Origin of the sequence: Kluyvera intermedia (assembly GCF_034424175.1) — a bacterium.
GTDB classification, from domain to species: domain Bacteria; phylum Pseudomonadota; class Gammaproteobacteria; order Enterobacterales; family Enterobacteriaceae; genus Kluyvera; species Kluyvera intermedia.
The window spans coordinates 3371849-3392633 of the sequence record NZ_CP139986.1; the positions used below are offsets into that span (position 1 = coordinate 3371849).

Annotated in this window: 15 protein-coding genes; 7 read left to right on the forward strand and 8 right to left on the reverse strand. The window is 57.6% G+C overall.

Annotated elements, in window-relative coordinates; genetic code table 11:
• The 4 genes from entA to entC are packed head-to-tail and all read right to left on the reverse strand — an operon-like array spanning position 1 to position 4425.
• Positions 1-756 carry a 2,3-dihydro-2,3-dihydroxybenzoate dehydrogenase EntA gene (entA, locus tag U0026_RS16325; RefSeq protein ID WP_062775235.1) on the reverse strand — a complete coding sequence of 252 codons (756 nt, stop codon included), beginning with the start codon at positions 754-756 and terminating at the stop codon, positions 1-3.
• A complete protein-coding gene (locus U0026_RS16330) occupies positions 756-1610 on the reverse strand; it encodes an isochorismatase (RefSeq protein WP_062775237.1) in 855 nt (284 codons plus the stop codon). Before U0026_RS16330 ends, entA begins: the two co-directional genes overlap by 1 nt.
• A gap of 13 nt (positions 1611-1623) precedes the next feature.
• Positions 1624-3234: a (2,3-dihydroxybenzoyl)adenylate synthase EntE gene (entE, locus tag U0026_RS16335; protein ID WP_062775239.1), complete on the reverse strand. Its 1611-nt coding sequence runs from the start codon at positions 3232-3234 to the stop codon at positions 1624-1626.
• 9 nt (positions 3235-3243) lie between these two features.
• Complete coding sequence (gene entC, locus U0026_RS16340; RefSeq protein WP_062775240.1) at positions 3244-4425, reverse strand: isochorismate synthase EntC; 1182 nt, start codon at positions 4423-4425, stop codon at positions 3244-3246.
• A 233-nt stretch (positions 4426-4658) separates the two neighbouring features.
• Here entC and fepB point away from each other — a divergent pair, with 233 nt between their 5' ends.
• Complete coding sequence (fepB, locus tag U0026_RS16345) at positions 4659-5618, forward strand: Fe2+-enterobactin ABC transporter substrate-binding protein (protein ID WP_062775242.1); 960 nt, start codon at positions 4659-4661, stop codon at positions 5616-5618.
• A gap of 88 nt (positions 5619-5706) precedes the next feature.
• On the opposite strand, the gene entS is transcribed toward fepB, so the two are convergent.
• The gene (gene entS, locus U0026_RS16350) at positions 5707-6945 is read right to left on the reverse strand and encodes an enterobactin transporter EntS (RefSeq protein WP_062775244.1); all 1239 of its coding nucleotides are present in this window, start codon (positions 6943-6945) and stop codon (positions 5707-5709) included.
• Between the two features lie 111 nt (positions 6946-7056).
• Here entS and fepD point away from each other — a divergent pair, with 111 nt between their 5' ends.
• The 3 genes from fepD to fepC are packed head-to-tail and all read left to right on the forward strand — an operon-like array spanning position 7057 to position 9844.
• Entirely contained in the window at positions 7057-8064 is a 1008-nt protein-coding gene (gene fepD / locus U0026_RS16355) for a Fe(3+)-siderophore ABC transporter permease (protein ID WP_062775246.1), read from the forward strand.
• Positions 8061-9053: an iron-enterobactin ABC transporter permease gene (fepG, locus tag U0026_RS16360; RefSeq protein WP_062775247.1), complete on the forward strand. Its 993-nt coding sequence runs from the start codon at positions 8061-8063 to the stop codon at positions 9051-9053. Before fepD ends, fepG begins: the two co-directional genes overlap by 4 nt.
• Positions 9050-9844 carry an iron-enterobactin ABC transporter ATP-binding protein gene (fepC, locus tag U0026_RS16365; RefSeq protein WP_062775248.1) on the forward strand — a complete coding sequence of 265 codons (795 nt, stop codon included), beginning with the start codon at positions 9050-9052 and terminating at the stop codon, positions 9842-9844. The genes fepG and fepC overlap by 4 nt, the downstream gene beginning before the upstream one ends.
• Before the next feature lie 714 nt (positions 9845-10558).
• Here fepC and entF read toward each other — a convergent pair.
• From entF to fes, 3 genes are read right to left on the reverse strand one after another with little or no spacing between them, the layout of a single operon-like run.
• Positions 10559-14422, reverse strand: coding sequence for an enterobactin non-ribosomal peptide synthetase EntF (gene entF / locus U0026_RS16370; RefSeq protein ID WP_062775250.1), 3864 nt, complete (start codon positions 14420-14422; stop codon positions 10559-10561).
• Complete coding sequence (locus U0026_RS16375; protein ID WP_062775251.1) at positions 14419-14637, reverse strand: MbtH family protein; 219 nt, start codon at positions 14635-14637, stop codon at positions 14419-14421. The genes entF and U0026_RS16375 overlap by 4 nt, the downstream gene beginning before the upstream one ends.
• Before the next feature lie 15 nt (positions 14638-14652).
• A complete protein-coding gene (gene fes / locus U0026_RS16380; RefSeq protein WP_062775253.1) occupies positions 14653-15909 on the reverse strand; it encodes an enterochelin esterase in 1257 nt (418 codons plus the stop codon).
• Positions 15910-16061: 152 nt separating this feature from the next.
• On the opposite strand from fes, the gene U0026_RS16385 reads away from it, so the two are divergent.
• From U0026_RS16385 to U0026_RS16395, 3 genes are all read left to right on the forward strand, one after another.
• The gene (locus tag U0026_RS16385) at positions 16062-18335 is read left to right on the forward strand and encodes a TonB-dependent siderophore receptor (RefSeq protein ID WP_062775254.1); all 2274 of its coding nucleotides are present in this window, start codon (positions 16062-16064) and stop codon (positions 18333-18335) included.
• A 50-nt stretch (positions 18336-18385) separates the two neighbouring features.
• Positions 18386-19009: an enterobactin synthase subunit EntD gene (entD, locus tag U0026_RS16390; RefSeq protein WP_062775256.1), complete on the forward strand. Its 624-nt coding sequence runs from the start codon at positions 18386-18388 to the stop codon at positions 19007-19009.
• Positions 19010-19202: 193 nt separating this feature from the next.
• Positions 19203-20765, forward strand: coding sequence for an AbgT family transporter (locus U0026_RS16395; RefSeq protein WP_062775257.1), 1563 nt, complete (start codon positions 19203-19205; stop codon positions 20763-20765).
• The last annotated feature ends 20 nt before the right edge of the window (positions 20766-20785 follow it).

Here is a 20785-nt window from a genome sequence, read left to right on the forward strand (position 1 = left end):
TTACGCTCCTAACGTTGAGCCGCCGTCCACCACGATATCCTGCAACGTGATGTGGCTGGCACAATCAGAGGCCAGGAACAAAATCGTATTGGCGATCTCTTGCGGACGGGCGATTTTACCCAGTGGAATGCCCAGCTTAAACTGCTCGGCAAAACCGCGAATGCGCTGCTGTTCAGCATCATCGCTGACCCACAGCACGCGCTGCATATCGGTATCGGTCGAGCCCGGTGACACAATATTGCAGCGTACCCCATAGCTTGCCAATTCCAGCCCAACGGTCAACGCCAGGCTTTTCAACGCCGCCTTCGACGCGCCGTAAGCGCTCATGCCGATACGCGGCGTGTGCGCCGCATCAGAAGCGACAGTGACGATCGCCCCGCCCTGCTGACGACGAAACTGCGCCATCGTCTGCTGGAACAGATTAAACGCTCCGCCGACGTTGACCGCAAAGGTCTGCTGCCAGTCGGCCTGGCTTAACGCATCGGTTGCCCCCATGCGCAAAATCCCCGCCGCATTGACCAGCACGTCCAGCCGTTCGGTTTTCGCCAGCAGGCGCTCACACACTTGCGCCACCTGCTGCGCATCGGCCACGTCGACAACTTCGGTGGCAAACGGATAATCTTCACCGCCGAACGCCAGATCGAAGCCGGTGACTTTCGCCCCCGCCTCAACAAATGCCAGCGCGGTGCTGTAGCCAATCCCTTTCCCCGCGCCGGTTACCCATACGGTCTGACCGCTAAAATCAAACCCGGCCATTATTTCACCTCACGGGACAGCAGCGCCCACCAGGCATCAATGCTCGGATTTTTCGCCAGCATCACGAAATCAATATCGCCGTGCACTTTACGCCAGCGGGCTGCCAGCGCCATCATCCGTACCGAATCCAGGCCGTAATCAATCAGGTTATCATCGTCAAACGGCTCGTCAGATTCATCCAGCAGCGGCAACACCAGCGCGCGCAGCGCTTCTTTGCTCACGGGAACCGACGGCAGCAGTTCATCGGTCATCACCACGCGACCGCTGCGCCCGGCCACGTATTTCAGCGACATCAAATGTTCATCACGGCTGAAATCCGCCAGCGCATCGGCGACAAAGAACGGCTTGATATCGCGCATAAACGCGTCGGTAGCCGTGGTCATACAGCCAATGTGTGCATACACGCCGGTGATGATTAACTGGTTGCGCCCGTTCTCTTTAAGCATCTCCTCAAGCGGCGAACGATGAAACGCGCTATAGCGCCATTTCACCAGCACGGTGTCGTCTTCATCCGGGGCCAGCGCGGCAATCACCTGCTGTTGCTCCGGCGAGCGGGTCAACCCCGGCCCCCACATATCGTTCAACAGTGCACGGTCTTCATCGCTCTGCTCTTTCGGCTGGGCGGTGTAAAAAACGGGAATACCGTTCTTTTTGCAGAAATCACGAAGGGCGGCGATATTTGCCACCACCTTCTCCATCATCTCGCTGTCATCGCCCCAGAAGTTGAGGAAATATTCCTGCATATCGTGAATCAGCAGCGCTGCGCGCGCCGGTTCAAATGCCCAGTTCACCTTGTTCTCTGGAAGATCCAGCGCGGTTGGCAGCGCGTAGCCCTGTAATTTTGGAATCGCCATAATATTGTCTCCTTCAGCCCTGCGAGCGGCTTGCCAGCCACTGACGTAATTGTTTTTTATCGACTTTACCGACGTGGGTCAGCGGCAGTTCATCCACACACTCGACGCGGTCAGGCAGTTTAAATTCAGCCACCCCCTGCTCACGCAGGAAGCGACGCACCTGCACGGCGCGCAGCGGTTCTTTAACCACCAGATAAGCGCAGCTTTTTTCACCCAGCAGGCTGTCTTCCATACTGACCAGCGCCGCGTAGATAACCGCCTCATGGCGCAGCAGCAGGTTTTCAATTTCTTCAGCAGCAATCTTCTCGCCGCCGCGGTTGATCTGATCTTTCTCGCGCCCTTCGACGGTGATGTAGCCGTCCTGGTCGATGGCGATCAGATCGCCGGAGCAGTAAAAACCGTCGGCATCAAAAGCGCTGGCATTGTGCTGCGGGCTTTTGTAGTAGCCACGGAAAGTGTACGGGCCACGGGTCATCAGGCGACCCACCTCACCGCGCGGCAGCGGGTTACCGTCGGCATCCGCCACCCACACTTCATCGTCCGGGCACATCGGATAGCCCTGGGTATTGAGGATTTTCGCCTCAGAATCATCCAGACGGGTGTAGTTCACCAGCCCTTCTGCCATCCCAAATACCTGCTGTAGCTGGCAGCCAATCTCGGCAGGAATGCGCGCCGCCAGGGTCGCCGACAAACGCGCACCGCCAACCTGTAACAGCGTTAGCGAACGGAGCTGCGCGTTGCTGCCCCATTCTCCAATCGCCTGTAGCCACAGACTGACAGCAGGTGGCACCAGCGCCGCAACGTTAACCTGATGTTTTTCAATCAGCGGGAAGCACAGCGTTGGGCTTGGATCCGCCGCCAGCACCACCGTACCTTCGGCGAGGAATACCCCCAGCGCGCCCGGTGAACTCATGGCGTAGTTGTGCGCCGACGGGATCGCACACAGATAACGCGTCTGCGCATCAAAGCGGCAAATCTCATTACTGCGGCGAATACTGTAGTAATAATCGTTGTGGGTGCGGGGAATCAGCTTCGGTGTGCCGGTACTGCCGCCGGAAAGCTGGAAGAAAGCCACCTCATCGGCGGCGGTCGGCGTGGCGATAAAGTCGCCCGCAGGGCGCTCAATCGCCGCTTCCAGCGCGTGCTCTCCCGAGCCATGGCGCAGCAATACCACGCGCACCGAGCGGTGCTGTTCGCAGAAAGTATTGAGGAATGCGTCATCGCCAAACAGCGCATGCGAACGGTCGGCAATCAGCGCGACCGGCGCAATCTGCTCAGCGTAGGCATTCAGCTCACTACGCTGATGGCTGAACAGCGCGTTCACCGGTGCCACACCGATTTTCAGCAGCGCAAACAGCGTCATATAAAATTCAGCAATGTTGCCCAGCTGTACCAGCGCGGTTTCGCCGCGCTTGAGCCCCTGACGCTGCAAGGCGGCGGCAAGGTTATCAACAGACTGGTTAAGCTGGCGATAGCTTATCTGGCGTTCGCCATCAATTACCGCTATCGCATCACTGTCCGCGTGACGGGTCAGCATGTCGGTCAACAGCAGATCCTGCCAGTAGCCTTTTTCACGATAGCGCGCCGCCAGCGCGTCCGGCCAGCGGGTAAATTCCACGGTCATTGGGGTTCCTTAATGCAGGCCGAAAACATTCAGCATGGTAGAAAGTTTGACGCCGGTTTCGCGCCACTCAGACTCAGGCGATGACGCGGGAACAATCCCTGCGCCAGCAAACAGACGCACGCCGTTGTCCTTCACTCGCGCACAGCGGATAGTCACCACCCACTCACCGTTACCTTCGGCGTCGCACCAGCCGACAATGCCGCCGAACAGATCACGCTCGAACGGTTCCAGCTCGGCAATCACCTGTTTAGCAACCTGATGAGGGAAGCCGCTCAACGCCGGCGTCGGGTGCAGCAGACAGGCCAGCGTCAGCGCGTTTTCACAAGGCTTGGCCTGACCTTCAATCGGCGTCGCAAGGTGCCAGAGGGTTGGCGTGGTAATCAATTGCGGGGTATTGGGTAGCGTCAACTGGAGGCTGCGTGGAGCCAGCGTTTTTTTCATCGACTGGGTCACTAGTTCGTGCTCGTGACGGTCTTTTTCCGATGCCAACAGGCGGTTACCCGCTTCGCGATCGAGGACGTCGTCCGGCTGACGGCGAGCGGAACCCGCAAGCGGCAGAGAGCTATAGTGGTCACCCTCTTTGCGCAGCAGCAGTTCGGGGCTAGCGCCCAGCAGCACACCGCCGTCTGGCAGCGGGACGTGGAAGTTAAAGCTTGCTGGATTTTGCGCGATTAAGCGCTCCAGCAGCGCACCGCTGTCCAGATTTTGCGTAGCTTTAATATCAATCAACCGCGAGAGCACCACTTTGTCGACCTGCGGCGTTGCCGTAAGCGTAGCGGCTTTGGCAACCATATCGAGGAAAACGGGGTGCTCCGGGATTTCCTGACGTTCAGTTACCTTCATCGGCTCACGCGAAGCGTTATAGCGTGATGACTTCTGTTTCGCGGGACGTGAGAACGTCTCGCAACGCTCAGGAATAAACAGCGCGGAAGGCTGACGGGTATCGAATGGGATCGCCCCGACCATCACCGGGTTTTCGATTCCGGCCGCTTTTGCCGCCGCAAAAGCGGAGGCCAGCTCTTTCTGGAAGGCGCTGTCTGGCGCATCGCCCCCTTCGGCAGAACAGGTCAAGCGCGTAAAGCAGCCCGAGGTGGTAAAACTGCGAAATGGCGACATAAAGAAAAAGCTGTCCGCCGGGACCAGGGTCTGGTGCTGCTGTTCTTGCGTTTGGGCTGCCACTGACGTTTCCATATCATCCTCCAAAAACGATAAAGATATTACGAATAATTATCATTTATATTTTGGTTCGGTAACCTAAAAGTAAACGCTCCGTATGTCAACAGGACGAAGCAGCATCTTGTGCTTAATAGCCTCGCAATTTGCCCGACGTTGTTCTTCAGCTCCGTGGGCATAACACTTGCATCAAGGCAGAAGATTAGTTGAAAATGAGAAGCATTAACCAACTCGAACCAGGACTCGTATTCGTGAACTTCACTGCACTTTGGCGTACCGTCGCATTGTTCGCCTGTTTTAGCGTTTTGGGATTATCCTCAGCTCATGCCTCTGACTGGCCGCGACAGATAACCGACAGCCACGGCGTCCATACGCTGGAACAAAAACCAACCCGCATCGTCTCCACCAGCGTCACCCTCACCGGCTCCCTGCTGGCGATTGATGCGCCGGTGATTGCCAGCGGAGCCACCACGCCGAATAACCGCGTCGCCGACGGCCAGGGATTTTTGCGTCAATGGGGCGATGTGGCAAAAGCGCGTAAACTCACCCGGCTGTATATCGGCGAACCGAGCGCCGAAGCGGTTGCCGCACAAATGCCGGATCTGATCTTGATAAGCGCTACCGGCGGTGATTCTGCGCTGGCGCTGTACGACCAGCTCTCGACCATCGCCCCAACGCTTATCGTCAACTACGACGATAAAAGCTGGCAGGCGCTGCTGACTCAGCTTGGTGGCATGACCGGCCAGGAAAAGCAGGCCGCCGCGCGTATCGCCGAGTTTGATAAACAGCTGGCAACGGTGAAACAGCAAATTAAGCTGCCACCACAGCCGGTTAGCGCCGTGGTGTATACCGCCGCGGCCCACAGCGCCAACCTGTGGACCAGCGAGTCCGCGCAGGGGCAATTCTTGCAGCAGCTTGGGTTTACGCAAGCCACCCTGCCCGCTGGGCTCCACGCCAGCCAAAGTCAGGGCAAACGCCATGACATCATCCAGCTTGGCGGCGAAAACCTGGCAACCGGGTTGAACGGCGAGAGCCTATTCTTGTTTGCCGGTGACCAGAAAGACGTTGATGCGGTTTACGCCAATCCCCTGCTGGCACACCTGCCGGCGGTGAAAAATAAACATGTTTATGCGCTGGGTACCGAAACATTCCGCCTGGATTACTACAGTGCGACGCGGGTGTTAGAACGTCTGTCGGTGCTGTTTGGTTAAACACTTGTGCACTCCCGGGGTCGCATTCTGCTCGCCCGGGCTACCGTGTGATTTTGGATTGCCAGTTGCTGTAGCCCGGATAAAGCGTTTACGCCGACTCCGGGTTTTCGCGCCGAAACCGCCGCAGCTCACCGAGCACCAGCAGCAAAATCCCACCGACAATCGCTAACCCCCAGCCGCTGACGCTCGCCGAGGCTACCGGTGTGAGCATCACGCCCAACCCGCCTAACAGCGCCGCGCCAATGGCATCACCGGTCACGTTCTGCGCCGTCCACAGGCCGTTAATACGGCCCAGCATTGCCTCCGGCGTCTGGGTTTGAATCAGGGTATATTGCAGCAGAGAACTGATAGCGCTCAGCCAGCCAAACAGCGCCAGACACACCATCCCCAGCGCCCAATGCGGCATCATGGCAAACATTCCAATCGCCACAAACGCAGCGACCGTCGCCAACAGCATTATCCAGCCCGGACGCTCGTTGTGCGCCAGCTTGCCGCTGGTCAATGCGCCAAAAGCTGCGCCCAGCGGAATCGCGCCATACAGCAGGCCAATCTGCGCCGCTGACATCTGCCAGCCCTGCGCCAGTGCCGGATACAGCACGCGCACGGCACTCGCCATCGTGACTAGCGCGCCCAGCAGCGCAATACCACCAATCAGCGGGCTACTGAGCAGAAAACGAAAACCGGCCACCAGCGAGGCGAGCGGGTGCTCACGCGGCTGCGGTGGCGGCGGTAATTGCGGTAAACGCAGCAGCGTCAACGTCGTGATAAAGGTCCCGAGCGCCGCCAGCAGGTAGTTCCACGACACCCCGCCGGAGGCCAACAGCAGCCCGCCCACCATAGGCGAAATCACCGATCCCAGGCGCACCGTCAGCATGGTAATCGCTCCGGCTTGCATCAGGTTTTCGCGCCCGACTAGCGCTGGCGTCGCTGCCAGCAGCGCCGTGACGCCAAGCGAGGCAAAGAAGCCATCCCATAAACCCAACACATATATCGCCACCAGCGACGGTTCCGGCAACAGCGCGTTCAACCACAGGCCGATAAACCCAATACCGCAGGTGCCGCGCGCCAACAGAATCAACTTGCGGCGTTCGTAACGATCGGCCAGCACACCGCCGACCATCAGCCCGATAAACATCGCGCTACCGGTTAATGTCACCGACAGCCCCACCTGCCAGGTGGAATGCGTCATCATCTGGATTTGTACCGGCACGGCAACACCGAGCAGGCCAAGTGAAAGAATGGAGATAAAACGGGCAATAAACACGGCGCGGAAGGCCGGATGTGTTTTGAGTAGGCTCAGATTTAGCAGCCAGGATTGTCGGTTCATTACAAGACCTTGTGACTTATTTTCATACCCTTTCCAAGGGCGCTCATGCTAACATAAACGAATAAGATAGATAACGATAATCACTATCATTATCACATCAGGGATGTCACCATGTCGTTTTCCACTTCCGTGCTGCGTGTCGTTACGCTGCCCGGTTTACTGATACTGCTGTTTCTCGCCGTCACGCTCAGTTTGTTAATCGGTGCCCGACCGCTGCCTGTCTCCGTTGTCATAGATGCCCTCGGCGGTACCTGTCAGAGCGCTGACTGCATCATTGTGCTCGACGCCCGTCTGCCACGAACCCTGGCTGGATTACTCGCCGGAGGCGCATTAGGTCTTGCCGGGGCGTTGATGCAAACCCTGACTCGCAACCCGCTTGCCGACCCAGGTATTCTCGGTGTGAATGCCGGAGCCAGCTTCGCTATCGTACTCGGCGCCGCGCTTCTGGGAATTTCCTCTCCACAAGAACAGCTGGCCATGGCCTTTTGTGGCGCATTGGTTGCCTCATTGATTGTGGCGTTTACCGGCAGCCAGGGCGGAGGACAGCTTAGCCCGGTGCGTTTAACGCTGGCGGGCGTGGCGCTCGCTGCCGTGCTGGAAGGATTCTCTAACGGTATCGCCCTGCTGAACCCCGACGTTTACGATCAGCTACGCTTCTGGCAGGCCGGGTCGCTGGATATCCGCACGCTGCAAACCCTCAAAACGGTGCTTATCCCGGTGCTGATTGCCGGAGCCGTGGCGCTGATGATGAGCCGCTCGCTCAATAGCCTGAGCCTTGGTACCGACACCGCGACTGCATTAGGAAGCAAAGTGGCACGCACGCAAATCATCGGGCTGCTAGTGATTAGTATTCTGTGCGCCAGCGCGACGTCGGTAGTTGGGCCTATCGCCTTTATCGGCCTGATGATGCCGCATATTGCCCGCTGGCTGGTCGGTGCAGATCACCGCTGGTCGCTGCCCGTCACCCTACTGGCAACACCTTCTCTGCTCTTATTCGCCGATATTATCGGTCGCTTACTGGTGCCCGGCGAACTGCGCGTGTCGGTAGTCAGCGCGTTTATTGGCGCGCCGGTGCTGATATTCCTTGTGCGTCGTCAACGCAGCGGAGGTGGCCGATGATCGCGCCCTCCCGCCGCTTACTCGCCAGTTGCCTGCTGCTGGTCGCCGCTTGCGCGCTGTTAACGCTGCTCAGTCTGCGCAGCGGTGCAGTCACCCTGGAATTCTCACAAATTATCGCGGCGTTGTTCGGCAATGCCCCGCGCGCTATTACCATGGTGGTGACCGAGTGGCGTCTGCCGCGCGTGATGATGGCACTGCTGATTGGCGCCGCGCTTGGCGTCAGCGGCGCGATTTTCCAGTCACTGATGCGTAACCCACTGGGCAGCCCGGACGTGATGGGCTTTAACACCGGAGCGTGGAGCGGCGTGCTGGTGGCGATGGTCTTCTTTGGCCAGAACCTGACCACCATCACTCTGGCGGCGATGGCCGGGGGGATTGTCACCTCGCTGTTGGTGTGGGCGCTGGCGTGGCGCGACGGCATTGACACCTTCCGGCTGATTATTATTGGTATCGGCATCCGCGCGATGCTGATGGCCTTCAACACCTGGCTGCTGCTGCGCGCCTCACTTGAGACCGCTGTCTCTGCCGGGCTGTGGTTTTCCGGCTCGCTCAACGGCCTGATCTGGGCAAAAATCTGGCCCGCCGCGCCGTTAATGGTTGTGGCATTGGTCGGTTCCGCACTGTTGGTTCGCCGTCTGCGTCTTCTCGAGATGGGCGATGACAGCGCCTGTGCGCTGGGCGTGCGGGTCGAATCCTCCCGCCTGTTGCTGATGCTGGTTGCCGTAGTGCTCACCGCTGCCGCCACCGCGCTGGCAGGGCCGATTTCGTTTATTGCGCTGGTGGCCCCGCATATTGCCCGCCGCCTGAGCGGCACCGCCCGCTGGGGCCTGACTCAGGCCGCTCTTTGCGGCGCAGTTCTGCTGGCCGCCGCAGATTTCTGCGCCCAGCAGCTGTTCCAGCCATACCAACTTCCGGTGGGCGTGGTCACCGTCAGCCTTGGCGGTATCTACCTCATCGTGTTGCTTATTCAGGAGTCTCGCAAAAAATGACCGACACCGTAGCCCGTTTGCATGGCGAGCAGTTAACCCTCGCCTACGGTAAAAAAATCATTGCCGAGTCGCTGAACGTCACCATCCCGGATGGTCATTTCACGGCGATTATCGGCCCCAATGGCTGCGGTAAATCAACGCTCCTACGCACCCTTAGTCGCCTGATGACACCAACCCACGGTCACGTGTACCTCGATGGTGAAGAGATCCAACATTACGCCAGTAAAGAAGTCGCCCGGCGCATTGGTCTGCTGGCGCAAAATGCCACCACGCCAGGTGATATTTCCGTACAGGAACTGGTGGCACGCGGTCGCTATCCGCATCAGCCGCTGTTTAGCCGCTGGCGTCAGGAAGATGAAGACGCGGTGCAAAATGCCATGCTGGCGACCGGCATTGTCAATCTGGCGAACCAGAGCGTAGACACGCTCTCCGGCGGTCAGCGTCAGCGAGTGTGGATTGCCATGGTGCTGGCGCAGGATACCTCGATAATGCTGCTCGATGAGCCAACCACCTGGTTGGATATCAGTCATCAGATCGATCTGCTGGAACTGCTGAGCGAACTGAACCGCGAGCGGGGCTTTACGCTGGCTGCGGTGTTGCATGATTTGAATCAGGCCTGCCGGTATGCCACGCACCTGATTGCAATGCGGGACGGAAAAATTGTCGCAGAAGGCGCGCCAAGGGAGATTGTGACGCCGGAGTTTATTGAAGCGGTGTACGGGCTGCGCTGCATGATTATCGAAGACCCGGTGGCACACACGCCGCTTGTGGTGCCGCTGGGGCGGCGCTGAGGAAACACTACAAATCAAATGTAGGCATGATAAGCGTAGCGCCATCAGGCACAACGGCGCAGATTGCCCCCTCACCCTAACCCTCTCCCCAAAGGGGCGAGGGGATCGAACCGAGCGCGGTTTTATGAACTGAGCAAAATCATAAACCTACCCCAGAATCTCACGAATCACCGGCCCAATCGACTCAAATGCCGCGGGCGTTGCGCCCTCTCCCTTTCAGGGAGAGGGCCGGGGTGAGGGTACATCACGCACATTGCCCCTCACCCTAACCCTCTCCCCTAAGGGGCGAGGGGATCGAACCTAGCGCGGCTTTATGAACTGGGCAAAATCATAAACCTATCCCAGAATCTCACAAATCACCGGCCCTATCGACTCAAATGCCTCAGGCGTTGCTCCTTCTCCCTTTCAGGGAGAGGGCCGGGGTGAGGGTACATCGCGCACATTGCCCCTCACCCTAACCCTCTCCCCAAAGGGGTGAGGGGATCAAACCGAGCGCAGCTTTATGAACTGAGCAAAATCATAAACCTACCCCAGGATCTCGCGAATCACCGGCCCAATCGACTCAAATGCCGCAGGCGTTGCTCCCTCTCCCTTTCAGGGAGAGGGCCGGGGTGAGGGTACATCGCGCACATTGCCCCTCCCCCTAACCCTCTTCCCTAAGGGGCGAGGGGATCAAACCGAGCGTGGTTTTATGAATTGAGCAAAATCATAGACCTACCCCAGAATCTCGTGAATCACCGGCCCAATCGACTCAAATGCCGCAGGCGTAATGATATCCACATGCGCACAATCCTGACGGTAAACCTCCAGCTCTCCTACCCACGGCCCCCACGCGGCCTGCGGGTCCGCTGAGCGCGTTTTCTCCGCCACAAACAGCGTCGCTTTGCCATCAAACGTCGCGCTGTGCGCGGTGGTCAACAGACGCACCGCATCTGCATAGTTACCTTCAATCGTGCTAAACAGCTCACCTGAACCCTGTCCTTGCTGGGCAGCGAGAAACGCCTCGCGCTCACGGTCAATCTCTGCAAGAACCGCCGGATCAAGACCGTTAGCCTCTTTTTCCGCCCAGTTTTGGGTTTCTGGCGGCCAGGTATCGAGCAGACCGAGGAACGCCACCTCTTCACCACGCTGACGTAACCGGGCGGCAATGCCCTGCGCCAGCGTACCGCCTAGCGAATAGCCCAGCAGGTAATACGGCCCGTGCGGCTGCTGTTGGAGAAGCCGCGCCAGATGATGTTCGCAGACTTCATCCAGCGTGGCGGCGGTCTGCATTGGCCCGTGTGGGCGCGGCGACTGGATACCGGTAATCGACCAGCGCGGCGACAGGTAGCGCGACAGTACGCTGAACTGCCAGGCAAATCCGGAAGCCGGGTGGAAGCAGAATAACGTTGGCCCGGTGCCGGTACGCAGCGGTAACAGGGCTTCATAACCCAGACGCTGCGCCTGTTCATCATCACCGGCGTCGAGCAATGCGCTCAGTTTACCGACGGTCGACGACACCATCACCTGCCCCGGCGTCACCGAACGTCCGGTACGCTGACCGAGTATCGCCGCCAGGCGCATTGCCAGCAGCGAGTGTCCGCCAAGGGCAAAGAAGTCGGCGTCGATATCCTGGATATCGCACCCCAGCAATTGACTGAAAGCTTCAGCAACGACAGCTTCCGTAGCCGTTTGCGGTGCGCGCCCCGCCGTTTTCTGCGTCAGTGACGGCAGCGGCAAGGCTTTGCGATCCAGCTTGCCGTTAGCGCTCAGCGGCAACGCGCTAAGCTGTAACAGCACCACCGGCACCATGTGTGGCGGCAACTGTTCGCGCAAACGCGCCAACAGCGTCTCCGTTTCCAGCGGTAAGCCCGACGCAGACACCACGTAGCCCACCAGTTGACGTGCATCGCCGCCGGTTGCCGCTGCCTGATTAATAACGCAAGCATGAGTCACCGCTTGTTCAACATCCGGCAGGGTTTGCATCACGCGGTTAATTTCACCCAGTTCAATACGCTGGCCGCGAATTTTTAGCTGATCGTCGCTGCGGCCTAAATATTCCACTGCACCGTTGTCCAGCCAGCGCGCCACATCGCCGGTACGGTACATCCGCGCGCCGGGGTTATACGGGTCAGCGATAAAGCGGCTGGCCGTAAGATCCGGGCGGCCCAGATAGCCTTGCGCTAACTGAATGCCGGTGAGATACAGATCCCCCGCCACGCCAAATGGCAAGGGGCGCATCATCGCATCAAGTATGCGCAACCCGGTATTCCATACCGGGAACCCAATCGGCACGCTGTTGCCGGTCACTTGCGCCAGCGCTTCGCCGTAGGCCGGATACCAGCTCACATCGACAGCGGCTTCAGTTGGCCCGTACAGGTTATGCAGCGGCACGTGAGTCAACAATTCCCAGTCGCGACACAGCGCGGTCGGCAACGCTTCACCACTACAGAAAACCTGTTTAAGCGAGCCGCAACAGTCCGCCGTTTCTGGCGTCAGTGACGCAACAAACGCCGCCAGCATTGATGGAACAAAGTGGGTTGTCGTGATGCCGTACTCAGCAAAAAAGCGCTGCATTGCCAGCGGATCGCGGTGGGCTTCAGGGGCAGCCATCACCAGACTTGCGCCGGTCATAAACGGCCACCAGAATTCCCACACCGAAACGTCAAAGCTGCACGGGGTTTTTTGTGCCACCACATCATTTTCGGTCAGCGGATAATGATCCTGCATCCACAGCAGGCGGTTAACGATCGCCTCATGACCCACCATCACCCCTTTCGGGCGGCCGGTGGAGCCGGAAGTGAAGATGATATAAGCCGTCTGTTCCGGCTGTGCTAACCCTAACGGCAGGTCGTCCTCCCCCGCGAGCGGGGCGTTCAGGCACAGGCTTTCTCTGTTCGGGAAACGGGATAACTGGTCGTCGGAGGTGATGAGAAGCGAAGGACGTGCGTCCTGTAGCATCATCTGCAAACGGTCGTCCGGGTAGCCGGTGTCCAGCGGCAGCCAGGCGGCGCCCGCCTCTACAATCGCATGTAGCGCCAGGGTCAGGAAAACCGAGCGCGGCAACGCAACGGCGACGCTATCACCCGGCTTAACGCCACGCTGGCGCAACACGTTAGCCAGTGCCACCACCTGCTGGCGCATTTCACGGTAGGTAAAGCGATAGTGGGCATCCACCAGCGCCACCGCATCCGGCGTTTTGGCTGCCTGTTCGGCCACTAAAGAGCTTAAGGTCGCTCGCGGCAGCGCTTTTTCGGTCGCGTTAATCTGCGCCAGACGCTGATATTCATCCTCTGACAGCAACTCAACATCGGCGCAATGAACTGCAGAATTGTCGGCGAACTGCTGTAAAAGTGTGGTTAAACGGGCGATATGCTGCTGTAACGTCGCTTTATCGTAACGCTGCTGATTGGCCAGAATTTCCAGCGATAATCCACCGTCTTCATCCGGGAACAGCGCCAGTTCGAGATCGTTGACCGGGCCGGTTGCCAGCGTATGGGTAACAAAGTCAACGTCGTCGAAACCGAGGCGATAATCGAACATCTTGACGTTAAATACCGGGCCAAACAACGCTTCATCACCCGCAGCTTTTCCTGCATCACGGACGATTTGCTCGGCATCATAACGCTGATGACGACGCATTTTTTTGAGCTGCCCGGAGAGTCGGGTCGCTAATTCAGCCAGCGTTTCCTGCCCTCGCAGGGTTACCGCCAGCGGCAGCACGTTGAGCACCGGGCCGGTAGCCGTCAGGGCGGCAGACCCCATCCGGCGCATAAAGATAAACCCGGCGGCATAGTCGCTACGTCCGCACAGGCGCCCCAGCCACAGCGCGGCTAAGGCCAGCGCCAGGTCGGCAGGTTGACACTGGGGGTGAGAGGCCGTCAGGCGGGAAAACGCACGGCGGTCAGCGGTGAGTTTTAATCGCCAGATGGCGGTGCTTTCCGCGCGCCCCGGCAGCGGTGCAGGCGAGAGAGAGGCTGGGGACGGCAGCGCTTTTCGCAGCTCGGCCCAGAAGGTCTTGTCGCGCTGGCAGGCTTCGCTTTCGCGATAGCGCTGGTATTCCTCCACCACCTCGGAAAACGGCGTGAACGCCGATTCTGGCGTCGCTTCGCCGCGCTGCCAGGCCTGATAAATCAGGCTTATCTGGCGGGTAATCGCCGGGAAGCTAAAGCCATCAACCAGCAGGTGGTGATAACGTTGATACCAGAACCAGTGGTTATCGCCAATCTGGAAAAGTTGATGATTAAACAGTGGATTGCCGCTGTCGACGCGGCTGTTTTGCGCAAGATCGGCCTGCATCATCGCCAGCGCGTCCTGCTGCGGGTTTTCTCTTCCGCGCAGGTCGTGGCGGAGCGGTTTGGCAATCACTGCGCTTTCGTCTACCCACTGCCACACCTCGCCGTTATCCTCGGCAAAACGCATACGCAATGTGTCGGCCTGCATCATGCCGGTGGCAATAGCGCGCGCCAGCAGGTCACCGTCAATATTTCCTTTTAGCTCAACGTAATGCGCCACGCTCCAGGCGTTGGGCAGCGTAGAGAGCGCTTCTGCCATCCAGATCCCCGGCTGGGCTGCAATCAGCGGTAAACGAGCGCTCATACCAGGCCTCCGAGGGTCGAAAAATGATCCGGCACGAGTGTGTTCCAGTGAGCCGACAGCCAGTCGTTACACGCCTCAAGCGGCTGCGGCTCGCAGACCACCGTCCAGCCCGTCGGCAGCGAGCACTGCTGGGGCCAAAGGCTGAACTGCTGCTGAGGGTTTTGCAGAAGATAAAATTGCCCTTGCGTGTCGTCGAAGGGGTTACTGACTTGCATACCAAACTCCTGTCGTTAATCCCGCTTTGCGGCCTGGGTGTCCCAGAGCGTTATCAGCCCGGCGGTCAGTCCGCCGCGCCAGCAAAGCGCATCATGCCCGCCGTCAACCTGACGCCAGAAAACCGGCTGCTGCATGTGTTCCAGTTGCGCCAAAAGCGACTGATTAGCACGAAAAATAATCGGTTCACGGGTACCGGCTTCCAGCACAATCCGCAATCCTTGAGGGTTGAGTTCACCACGTTGCAGCTTCTCCAGAATCTCACCGGTTTGCCGTCCACCGCGATGCGGCCACCAGTACGATCCTGACTGGCTCAACACACAGCCAAAGCGCGACGGCCAGTGCAGCCCGGCGAACATCGCCGACAGGCCGCCAAAGCTCTGCCCCGCTACCACCGTACGGTCGGCGCGGTCGCTAAAGGGCGCAACGGCCTGCACCTGCGGCAGTAACTCCTGCTGTACCGCAAGCCAAAAATCCGGGTTACACGGCAGTTCATCGCTGCGGTGGGCATTGTCGATAACATCAATGAGCAAATAGACCGCCGACGGGAGTTTTTGGGCATCGGTAAGTGCTGTGAGTGCGGGCCAGACCGGCATGCTTTCGGCCCAGAATTGGCCGTCCAGCAGCACCGCCAGCGGTCGCTCGGCGTCGTTTGGCTCGCCGGTGGTGAAAATCCATACCCGGCGCTGATTCCCTAAGCGATCGCTGCGCCAGGTGATGCACTGCGGTTCATTCCAGACGGCTGCGGGCGTTGACCAACCGGGCTGTTCAGGGGCAAGCGGGAGTTCGAAAGCGGAGACCGCATGTCCACGACCACCCTTCCAGCTGTGCGGATTTAACGGGTCGGCCACGGCGTGCGGCAGCAATTTGCGCCAGCCTTCACGCAACTGCATACGGTCCGGCTCGGCGGCGGTGAAAATCTCGGGGGCAAAATCGTCTTCCCGTTCGGAGGGGACGAAGCAGTAGCTGCCACGCCAGGTTGACGGCAGCGTGGTTGTCCAGCACCAGGCATCGGTGTGTGGAATTCGTTGCAGGGTCTGCGGGGCGCAATTGTGGTGGTGGTCGGTGACGCCGGTAATGTAAATCCACACCCGACGAATCGGTGATGTGGTCTCGTTTCCCGCGGGGTCACGCCACCAGAAAGTGACCTTACAATCCTCGTTAACCTGTTCATATTGCGGGCCTTTTAGCGTAGCCCACCATGCGTCACTTCCTGTCACTAACTTCCCCACCACGTTAACCTCATGTTTATTGTGGAATTTCTTGTTACACATGAAAATTTATTGATAATATTATTGATAACTATTTGCATTTGCAATAGCGTAATGCCGCGCAACTTTCTCATGCTTTAGGCATATAACCACGCCGTAGCGCCCTTTTGGGTATGGACGCACACAGCATACGGCGACAGAAAGCAGGACACACAATGAATAATAAAATCAAATCCCTGGCCTTCCTGGTCAATTTGGGAATTTATGGTATCGCGGCACCGGCTTTTGCCGCAGAGACCACTGGCGACAAAACCGCTGACGGGGAAACGATGGTGGTCACCGCCGCCGAGCAGAACCTACAGGCTCCGGGTGTTTCAACCATTACCGCAGACGAAATTCGCAAGCGCCCACCGGCGCGCGACATCTCTGAAATCATCCGTACCATGCCGGGCGTGAACCTCACCGGTAACTCAACCAGCGGCCAGCGCGGCAACAATCGCCAGATTGATATCCGCGGTATGGGCCCGGAAAACACCCTGATTCTCATCGACGGTAAACCGGTCACCAGCCGCAATTCCGTGCGTCAGGGCTGGCGCGGCGAGCGTGATACCCGCGGCGACACCGGCTGGGTTCCGCCAGAAATGATTGAACGAATTGAAGTGCTGCGTGGCCCTGCGGCTGCCCGTTACGGTAACGGTGCAGCGGGCGGCGTGGTAAACATCATCACCAAAAAAGGTGGCGATGAGTGGCACGGCTCCTGGAACACCTACATGAACGCGCCGGAGCACAAAGAAGAAGGCTCCACCAAGCGTACCAACTTCAGCCTGAACGGCCCGCTGGGCGGAGATTTCAGCTTCCGTCTATTTGGTAATCTCGATAAAACCCAGGCCGACGCATGGGATATTAACGACGGCCACCAGTCTGAGCGTACCGGTGCGTACGCCGACACCATGCCTGCCGGGCGTGAAGGCGTTGAGAATAAAGATATTAACGGTCAGGTACGTTGGGACTTCGCGCCAATGCAGTCGCTGGAGTTCGAAGCGGGCTACAGCCGTCAGGGTAACCTGTACGCGGGCGATACCCAAAACACCAACAACGACAATAAAACCAACGGGCTGGTGAAAAAATACTACGGGAAAGAAACTAACCGTATGTATCGCCAGAACTATGCACTGACCTGGAACGGCGGCTGGGATAACGGTATCACCACCAGCAACTGGGCGCAGTACGAACACACCCGTAACTCCCGTCTGGGAGAAGGTCTGGCGGGCGGTCTGGAAGGTCTGTTTAACAGCAATCAATTTAGCGATACCGATCTCGCTGACGTGATGCTACACAGTGAAATCAGCATTCCGTTCGATCTGTTTGTTAACCAGAACCTGACCTTGGGTACCGAGTGGAATCAGCAGCGCATGAAGGATTCCAGCTCCAATACGCAAACCTTTATGGGCGGTAATATTCCGGGTTCCGACAGCACTGACCGCAGCCCGTATTCCCAGGCAGAGATTTTCTCCCTGTTCGCTGAAAACAATATGGAGCTGACCGACAGCACCATGTTAACGCCAGCGTTGCGTTTCGATCACCACAGTATTGTCGGTGATAACTGGAGCCCATCACTGAACCTGTCACAAGGTTTAGGCGACGACTTCACCCTGAAAATGGGTATCGCAAGAGCATACAAAGCACCAAGCCTGTATCAAACCAACCCGGATTACATTTTGTACAGTAAAGGCCAGGGATGCTTCGCCACGGGTGCGGCAACCGGTATCGGCTGCTACATGATGGGTAACGATGACCTGAAAGCCGAGACCAGTATCAACAAAGAAATTGGTCTGGAGTTCAAACGTGAAGGCTGGCTGGCCGGAGTGACATGGTTCCGCAACGATTACCGTAACAAAATTGAAGCAGGCACCACACCACTGAGCAGAACGTCCATTACTAAAGGTAAAGCAACCACCTACACCGATATCTACCAGTGGGAAAACATCCCTAAAGCGGTGGTTGAAGGTCTGGAAGGGACGTTGAATATTCCGGTAAGCGAAACCGTTAACTGGACCAACAACATCACCTACATGCTGCAAAGCAAGAATAAAGAGACCGGCGAACGTCTGTCGATTATTCCTGAGTACACTCTAAACTCCACGCTGAGCTGGCAAGTTCGTCAGGACGTTTCTCTGCAATCCACCTTCACCTGGTACGGTAAGCAAGAGCCGAAAAAATACGATTATCAGGGTAAACCGGTTACCGGCACATCGGCCACCGTGGCGAGCCCATACAGTATTCTCGGCCTGAGCGCGACCTGGGACGTAAACAAGAACCTCAGCCTGACCGGCGGCGTAGACAACGTCTTCGACAAACGTTTGTGGCGCGAGGGTAATGCCCAAACCGTTAGCGATATCAAAACCGGCGACTATATGGCGGGCGCAGGCGCGTACACCTATAACGAACCGGGCCGTACGTGGTACATGAGCGTTAACACCCACTTCTGATAAGATGAGTGCCCCCTCTCCCACTCGGGAGAGGGATCTTCAGGAGCCGCATGCTTACCCATTACAGCACCCTCAACATCATTTCACGCATCGATTTCGAACCCGACACCTTCACGCCTGGCGATCTGCTGTGGTTACCGCATCATGCTAAGCTTGCGCGCGCAGGCAGAAAACGCCAGACCGAGCATTTAGCTGGACGCATTGCTGCCGTTCATGCGCTGCGTTTGTTGGGTGAAAAAGCAGTGCCCGATATCGGTGAACAGCGTCAGCCGCTGTGGCCTGCGGGGCTGTATGGCAGTATCAGCCACAGTGAACATACGGCGGTGGCCGTGGTTTCGCAGACACCAGTAGGGATTGATATTGAACGCGTGTTTGACGACGAACTGGCAAATTCTTTGGCGCAACAGATTGCCTGCGACGATGAACTCACCGTGTTACGCAAAGGCCCGCTCGCCTTTGCGCTGGCATTAACCCTCACCTTCTCGGCAAAAGAAAGTCTCTATAAAGCCTTCAGTGCAAACCATCCTGCATTGCTGCATTTTCACCATGCATCGGTGCTCGCCGTGGATGAGCAACAGATCACACTAAACATCCCCATACTGACGCGTACCGTCAGCCTCAGTTGGTTCTCCCTTGATGCGAAGACCATCCTCACCCTCTTCCACCAGCCATAAATATGACCAGACATCGGAAACACCGAATCAACAACCAGTTATAAACTTATAACCGGAATAAAAAATAAATAAATGCGATTTTCATCAGTTTTATCCACCACAAAAATAGAGTTTCCCTACGTGATTACCTCTATGATTTCCCAGAAACATTCACACAAACAATGAAACAATTGTGCGGAATTAAGGAAATCGAATGAGTACCAACACACGGACACGGAATGAAGTGAGTGAGAGCCGCCTGATGAGCGGTTTTCTTAACGCTATTGAAAAAGCGGGCAACCGCCTGCCTGAACCGGCGCTGATCTTTTTCTATTTTTTACTGGCGGTGATGGGCCTTTCGGCGGTGCTCTCAATGATGACTTTCGACGTCATCAACCCGATGACGCAGGAAGCCGTACAGATTAATAACCTGCTCTCCGCCGAAGCGTTAACCAACACATTGGCGAATATGGTTACCACCTTTACCGGCTTTGCCCCACTCGGGATCGTGCTGGTCGCAATGCTGGGCGTGGGCGTGGCGGAAAGCTCCGGCTTTATTAACGTGGCGCTGAAAAAGATGCTGCGTGTAACGCCGAAGAAGCTGCTGACACCAATGCTGATTTTTGTGGCCATGTTCAGCCATGTGGCGGCTGATGCCGGTTACGTGCTGGTGATCCCGCTAGGCGCCATTATCTTTATGTCTGCCGGACGTCACCCGCTGGTGGGTATTGCCGCTGCTTTCTCCGGCGTTTCCGGTGGTTTTGCTGCCAACATGGTGCCAACCGGCAACGATGCGCTGTTGCAGGGGTTTACCCAGGCCGCCGCACAGTTATTAGATAGTAGCTATACCGTCAATACCCTGTGCAACCTGTTCTTTGGCATTGCTTCATCTATCATCATCACGCTGGTGGGTTGGTGGGTGACCGAGCGCATCGTAGAGCCGCGCGTGAGCAAGATGACTATCGACGGCGACTTTAAGCATGATGAAGATATGTCGAGCGTGACACCGCTTGAGAGCCGCGCTTTTACTCGCGCATCATTCGTCATGCTGCTGGGTCTGGCGGCACTGGCGGTTGCAGCCTGGCCGGAAGGGTCGATGCTGCGCGGTACAGACGGTTCGCTGACCTCTTATAGCGCGCCGATTATGAAATCTATCGTGCCGCTAATTTTCCTGATCTTTATCTTACCGGGTATCGTTTACGGCTTCGCCTCCGGCACCTTTAAGAGCGGCAAAGATGTGATTGGCTCGATGAATGATTCCATGAGCAAAATGGGGTCATACATGGTGATGGCGTTCTTCTGCGCCATGTTTATCAAAGCGTTTAGCGATTCCAATATTGGGACGCTGGTGGCGTTGATGGGTGCAGACGGCTTAAAAGCGCTGGCGCTGCCGGGGCAAGCCACGATTATCGGCATGATTGTGCTGACGGCGGTGGTGAATCTGCTGATTGGTTCCGCATCGGCTAAATGGGCGCTGCTGTCGCCAATTATGGTGCCGATGCTGATGGCGGTCGGGATCTCTCCTGAACTGACGCAAGCCGCATTCCGTATTGGCGACTCCTGCACCAATATCATTACTCCATTGATGGTCTTCTTCCCGCTGATTGTGATCTACTGCCAGCGCTACGTGAAGGGCGCGGGCATCGGCACGCTGGTATCGATGATGATGCCATACTCCATCGCCTTCTTCGTGGCGTGGAGCATTCTGCTGCTGGTGTGGTGGGGCGTGGGCATGCCACTAGGCGTAGCGGCACCGTATACCTGGAGTCCGAGGTAAACCCCGGCGGCGCTGCGCTT

What these genes read in the sequence shown, in the direction of transcription:
- entF (WP_062775250.1), bottom strand. Translation starts at nt 14,422, where the DNA reads ATGAGCGCTCGTTTACCGCTGATTGCAGCCCAGCCGGGGATCTGGATG.
- entA (WP_062775235.1), bottom strand. Translation starts at nt 756, where the DNA reads ATGGCCGGGTTTGATTTTAGCGGTCAGACCGTATGGGTAACCGGCGCG.
- entE (WP_062775239.1), bottom strand. Translation starts at nt 3,234, where the DNA reads ATGACCGTGGAATTTACCCGCTGGCCGGACGCGCTGGCGGCGCGCTAT.
- fes (WP_062775253.1), bottom strand. Translation starts at nt 15,909, where the DNA reads ATGTGTAACAAGAAATTCCACAATAAACATGAGGTTAACGTGGTGGGG.
- U0026_RS16330 (WP_062775237.1), bottom strand. Translation starts at nt 1,610, where the DNA reads ATGGCGATTCCAAAATTACAGGGCTACGCGCTGCCAACCGCGCTGGAT.
- fepC (WP_062775248.1), top strand. Translation starts at nt 9,050, where the DNA reads ATGACCGACACCGTAGCCCGTTTGCATGGCGAGCAGTTAACCCTCGCC.
- fepG (WP_062775247.1), top strand. Translation starts at nt 8,061, where the DNA reads ATGATCGCGCCCTCCCGCCGCTTACTCGCCAGTTGCCTGCTGCTGGTC.
- entC (WP_062775240.1), bottom strand. Translation starts at nt 4,425, where the DNA reads ATGGAAACGTCAGTGGCAGCCCAAACGCAAGAACAGCAGCACCAGACC.
- entD (WP_062775256.1), top strand. Translation starts at nt 18,386, where the DNA reads ATGCTTACCCATTACAGCACCCTCAACATCATTTCACGCATCGATTTC.
- U0026_RS16375 (WP_062775251.1), bottom strand. Translation starts at nt 14,637, where the DNA reads ATGCAAGTCAGTAACCCCTTCGACGACACGCAAGGGCAATTTTATCTT.
- fepD (WP_062775246.1), top strand. Translation starts at nt 7,057, where the DNA reads ATGTCGTTTTCCACTTCCGTGCTGCGTGTCGTTACGCTGCCCGGTTTA.
- entS (WP_062775244.1), bottom strand. Translation starts at nt 6,945, where the DNA reads ATGAACCGACAATCCTGGCTGCTAAATCTGAGCCTACTCAAAACACAT.
- U0026_RS16395 (WP_062775257.1), top strand. Translation starts at nt 19,203, where the DNA reads ATGAGTACCAACACACGGACACGGAATGAAGTGAGTGAGAGCCGCCTG.
- U0026_RS16385 (WP_062775254.1), top strand. Translation starts at nt 16,062, where the DNA reads ATGAATAATAAAATCAAATCCCTGGCCTTCCTGGTCAATTTGGGAATT.